This is a genomic window from Bacteroides sp. 4_1_36 (genome assembly GCF_003466325.1).
GTDB lineage: Bacteria > Bacteroidota > Bacteroidia > Bacteroidales > Bacteroidaceae > Bacteroides > Bacteroides uniformis.
On the sequence record NZ_QSOX01000002.1, the window covers coordinates 323,484 to 327,414 of the forward strand.

Here is a 3,931-nt window from a genome sequence, read left to right on the forward strand (position 1 = left end):
GAATAGTTCTGGCCGATGAAGTTTGCTATGGCTTTCTGCCGCTCGGCTTGTTGCTTCTCCAATTCGTCTTGTTTGTCCGGTTCTTCGTCGTTTTGATAAGAACGGAATCCTATCTTCTTGCTCATTGTGCGCCTCCTTTCTCTTCTTCCGGAGTCAAGCTTCTTATCATGGATGACACAATGCGTAAATCACTTATTACGGATATAATGTCATCAGCACTAACTTCATTGTCGACTTTCAAGTCCAGGATTAATCCGGTAGCTCTATCTATGGTATTGCAACAAGCACTGGCAACGCCATTTTGTAAAATCGAGATGGTTTCGCTGATGGAGGAGGTCAATACGATGTTATTGATTTCGGTATTCATTTCTCACCTCCTTCCCCATTAGCCTTTAGGGCATTTTGCATGCAGGAAATGATTTCACGTAACTCATCGGCAGACATATCGCAAGCTATATAATTACCACCATACGACAACATATAACTATATTCATCGGTGTTGGTAGCTGAATGACTGCGTTGGCTCGTTACAAATATGCCATCTTCGCTGATTTTTTTATGTTTGCTCATGCCTCACCCCCTTTCCGGCACTTCTTTGCCTTATAAACACACAACGCGGCTGCCGCCAGTAGGGGAGGGAACACCATCGCGGCACATGCCCAGACAATGGCACGGAAGTACCAGCAATCGGCTTCGGTCTTTATTTCGCAATCGGGAGCCAGGACGCGGTAGTAGCGGCATTGGATGTTGGATACTTGCTCATTCAGAGCTTTCAAGTTCTCGGATACACGAATCCCTGCGGGTTCTGGTGCGATAAGCGCACCGGATGTTTGATTTTTCATACTGTAACTGTTTAGCATTTTAGGCAATTTTCTTAAAAGAAGAACGGCTGCCATTTCCCGTGTCGCTAAACAGTTACAGATTCCGCTCGTAGAGCAAAAGTGTAATGGGAAAGGCAGCCGCCTATTTCGTATGTATCATTTTACTGACGTCAGTAAAATGGTTAATGTATGGGCATAAAAAAAGCCCACTGAAATTCATTGAGCATTGACCGCGCTCTGCGATACGGTGTGACCGTAACTGTTTAGCACTGCAAAGATGAGAGTTTCTTTTGAAACAACAAAAGAAAAGCGGAGTTTTTTGCTCCGCTTCTCTTTTTAAATTGAAATACCGCTCAATTCCTTTCCGATTTCACGCACCGTATTCAATATCGCCTGCTCCCGTTCTTTTGAGGGACGTTTAATTCCCCGTATATACTGTGCCAACAAACTCTGCTGCATCCCCATCCGTCGGGCAACAGCCGAAGCGTTTATCTCCGGGTGTGTAAGGAACAAGCGGGAGATACCTGCCGGTTCTGGATCATCATATTCAAAGCTCTCGTAAGAAACATCCTCGTCAATCTCTTCCCAGTGAATGCCGAAAGCTCCCAGCTCATAATCCTCGCGCTGCTCTTTGGTGGCATTCCTCAATCTTTGATAATACAAGATTGACTGCCACAACGTACGACCGTCATCAGTTTCGATGTAGATTCGTTCACCTTCGAACCAAACTTTTTTCGCTACCATAATCACTCCTTTCTATGTATAGAGATATACGGCTTATTTGCCGTATATCTTAACCCATTCTGTAATAATCAACTCTTTGTTCTCTTCAATAATAGACTCAGCCAGTTTTATGTCTTTGGGCTTCATTCCTTTATTGACCATCAACCGGATTTCATCACCTACCTGGAACTTGGCTTCACCGTCTTGACTGAGTACATGTACATGCACCGGTTCGTGGTCACGTACATAAATTCTAAACTTCAAACCGAATAAAATTAAAATTGTTGGCATATCGTTATCTGTTTTTGATTACTCTGCAAAGATAGGTAATTATTTTATTACCCACAAAGAATAGGGTAATTATTTTATTACCATAAGTAAAAATCCCCTCCGTGGTTGAAGGAACGGTAACACGACCAGTCATTCCGCTTTTCGGGCCCCATTTCGTTTGCGAGCATGCGAGCAAACGGAATGGGTGCGCCCTGCACCCCTCCGTCAAATCAGCCCCTCATCGCCAAAACTGTAATATCCACCATTCGTTATAATCACATGGTCTATCATCCTAATATTGAATAACCCTGCCGCCTTTTTAAGTTGCTCCGTCAGCCTCTTGTCCTCATTGCTCGGTCGGCTGTTGCCACTCGGATGGTTGTGCACCGCTGCGAACTGCACCGCCCCCGTATCAATCAGCACGCGCATAATCAGTCTTATATCCGCTGAAGTCTGGTCAATACCGCCTACCGATATGCGTACTTTCTTGATAATCCGTCCGGCTTGGTTTATCGACACTACCCAAAATTCCTCATTCGGCAAATCTCCTATCAACGGCTCCATCAGTTCGTATACGTCTTTGCTCATCCTTATTTGCCTACGTTCCACCTGCTGCGACAGTTGTCTCTTGTACATCTCCACGGCTGCCACGGCTACCCTCCTGCGTCCAGGAGTCAAAGAGGAAAACAATTTTTCAAGGTCTATCACTTCGTTGCTGCGTTCGATGTCCGAAACAATCTGTCTGTTGTTGCTGATTTCGTAAATCAGTTCGCTGTCGCTCATGTAGCGGCAATCGTTATCAAAAAGAGTATTCATAATTGTATGGATTAAATTGTTATAAAAGAATTGTCTTGCCTAAGAAATAGCCTCCCAAAACCTCTGCCCCAAGCGTTTCAAGTGCACACGCAAACCGTGCGTAACTATGCCCCTGCGTCAGTATATCATCGAATACAAGGCATTTCTTACCCTTGAAAAAACGCTTGTCAAACTTGATGACCTCCACCGTCTGCACCGTCTTGGCCGCTTTCGTCTCATGGATGGCAAGCCGTCCACCCTCAATGGTAATTGCTTTGTACGCATTCCTGCACCCCGTCAGCCGTGCCACCTCTTCGGCAAAAGCCTTGTATCTGATTTCGTTCTTCTCTCCGCTACTGGCTGGTATGCAGACCAACGTCACGTTGCAAACCTCCGCACCGAACTGCTCGCGCATCTTCTTCGCTACAAGTTCTGCCACAGACGCACTGCGCTTCCCGTCCTTAAAATCCCATATCATCCTGCGGATAGACCACTCCCGTTTGTTAGCCTCGTACTTGGTAGGCAAGTAATCAAAGAAGTTAAACATGAATTTAGACCATTGATTTTTCCATGCTTCGGGGATGTTTCTTTTTGCTGCCATAACTGTAAGTTTTTAATTTATTCTGGATTTCTGGAGTCGTCGGGTGGAGCCTTTTTTAATTTTCTCCGTTTCCCAGAACGACTTTTTTTTTATTCCGGCGTGTCTGTATGACGTGCGGTATGGTTGCCTTTTGATGCCGCAATAATTGAGGTGCCGAGGATGACATTCCGCAAGGTTCCGACTAAAACCGAAGGCTTGAATACTACCCGTAGGGCTGGAGATTTTTTAGCGGACAACGCCCGACCTTGTTTGTCAGACCGGTGCCCTACATTTGCGGACTCAAAAGACTACCTGACCGCATACAGAGATGCAGGAAATGAAAAGGAGTTGCGGAAAAGAAACGGAGGCACGCCAAGCGGAACGCTTACCGCTCTACGGTCTCTACCTTAGCTATTGAAACGGAAAAGACCGGGTCTACCTGCATGGATGCGGACAAACGCAAGTAGCTGCCGCTACTTACCGCTGAGACGCGCAAAATCCGTACTGGAGGAAATAGATTTGCCTGCCTGTTCCTTCAGTACGGATTTTGCGCGCGCCGTGCTCTTTGTTAATGAATGTTATAATAAATATACTTCTTTGATAATGAATACAGAATACCCCGCTTTCCATCCGAATGGAAACAGAAACGGAAGTTTCTGCCGACCGCGCCCTATCCAAAAACGTGTAGATACTAATTGAAAAGTGCGCCAATATTCCAATTGAAAAGTGCGCCGCCATAGGA

8 protein-coding genes are annotated in these 3,931 nt (G+C 45.6%); all 8 read right to left on the reverse strand.

Features of this window, described 5'->3' with window-relative positions; all coding sequences use genetic code 11:
* Window positions 1–121: 121 nt before the first annotated feature.
* Window positions 122–367, reverse strand: coding sequence for a hypothetical protein (locus tag DXD65_RS04290; protein ID WP_005829004.1), 246 nt, complete (start codon window positions 365–367; stop codon window positions 122–124).
* Window positions 364–570 (reverse strand): hypothetical protein, encoded by a 207-nt coding sequence (locus DXD65_RS04295; protein WP_005829002.1) that lies wholly within the window; start codon window positions 568–570, stop codon window positions 364–366. Before DXD65_RS04295 ends, DXD65_RS04290 begins: the two co-directional genes overlap by 4 nt.
* Window positions 567–842 carry a hypothetical protein gene (locus DXD65_RS04300; protein WP_008664689.1) on the reverse strand — a complete coding sequence of 92 codons (276 nt, stop codon included), beginning with the start codon at window positions 840–842 and terminating at the stop codon, window positions 567–569. The genes DXD65_RS04295 and DXD65_RS04300 overlap by 4 nt, the downstream gene beginning before the upstream one ends.
* Before the next feature lie 315 nt (window positions 843–1,157).
* A complete protein-coding gene (locus tag DXD65_RS04305; protein WP_005828999.1) occupies window positions 1,158–1,565 on the reverse strand; it encodes a DUF2442 domain-containing protein in 408 nt (135 codons plus the stop codon).
* A gap of 33 nt (window positions 1,566–1,598) precedes the next feature.
* On the reverse strand, window positions 1,599–1,835 hold the full coding sequence (locus DXD65_RS04310) for a DUF4160 domain-containing protein (RefSeq protein WP_005828998.1): 237 nt from the start codon (window positions 1,833–1,835) through the stop codon (window positions 1,599–1,601).
* A 204-nt stretch (window positions 1,836–2,039) separates the two neighbouring features.
* Complete coding sequence (locus tag DXD65_RS04315) at window positions 2,040–2,630, reverse strand: RadC family protein (RefSeq protein WP_005828993.1); 591 nt, start codon at window positions 2,628–2,630, stop codon at window positions 2,040–2,042.
* Between the two features lie 19 nt (window positions 2,631–2,649).
* A complete protein-coding gene (locus DXD65_RS04320) occupies window positions 2,650–3,210 on the reverse strand; it encodes a phosphoribosyltransferase (protein WP_008664684.1) in 561 nt (186 codons plus the stop codon).
* A 456-nt stretch (window positions 3,211–3,666) separates the two neighbouring features.
* The coding region (locus DXD65_RS21210) for a hypothetical protein (protein WP_233556115.1) at window positions 3,667–3,931 on the reverse strand (265 nt) is incomplete at its 5' end.

What these genes read in the sequence shown, in the direction of transcription:
- DXD65_RS04290 (WP_005829004.1), bottom strand. Translation starts at nt 367, where the DNA reads ATGAATACCGAAATCAATAACATCGTATTGACCTCCTCCATCAGCGAA.
- DXD65_RS04295 (WP_005829002.1), bottom strand. Translation starts at nt 570, where the DNA reads ATGAGCAAACATAAAAAAATCAGCGAAGATGGCATATTTGTAACGAGC.
- DXD65_RS04300 (WP_008664689.1), bottom strand. Translation starts at nt 842, where the DNA reads ATGAAAAATCAAACATCCGGTGCGCTTATCGCACCAGAACCCGCAGGG.
- DXD65_RS04305 (WP_005828999.1), bottom strand. Translation starts at nt 1,565, where the DNA reads ATGGTAGCGAAAAAAGTTTGGTTCGAAGGTGAACGAATCTACATCGAA.
- DXD65_RS04310 (WP_005828998.1), bottom strand. Translation starts at nt 1,835, where the DNA reads ATGCCAACAATTTTAATTTTATTCGGTTTGAAGTTTAGAATTTATGTA.
- DXD65_RS04315 (WP_005828993.1), bottom strand. Translation starts at nt 2,630, where the DNA reads ATGAATACTCTTTTTGATAACGATTGCCGCTACATGAGCGACAGCGAA.
- DXD65_RS04320 (WP_008664684.1), bottom strand. Translation starts at nt 3,210, where the DNA reads ATGGCAGCAAAAAGAAACATCCCCGAAGCATGGAAAAATCAATGGTCT.